Consider the following 271-nt stretch of genomic DNA (forward strand, 5'->3'; position numbering starts at 1 on the left):
GCTTTTATCTGCAATTAAAGTTTCATCAGGTAAAGTATATAAACTGTGTTCGGCGGTTTTTAATTTACCAGTTACTTTTTTATGTGCTCGTTGAATAGCATATCGTGCCCGATAAGTTTGTTTATCTTGGCCAATAAAATCGACCTCAGCAAAGCCTTGCCATTTACCTTTACGCAATAAATTTCGTGGATCATTTAGCTTTATACTATCACCGTTAAAATCGATTAAATTACCTTTATCGCCTCTCAACCGAGCTGTTTTGGTGTAAAGG

The 271-nt window shown here is 35.8% G+C and carries 1 protein-coding gene; it reads right to left on the reverse strand.

The genetic code is table 11. The features are described 5' to 3' along the window. On the reverse strand, positions 1–249 hold a 249-nt coding region (locus tag AC6UDE_RS06975; protein WP_500697029.1), incomplete at its 3' end, for a hypothetical protein. Positions 250–271 lie beyond the last annotated feature (22 nt).

This window comes from Fructilactobacillus sp. X2R5C3 (assembly GCF_059901325.1).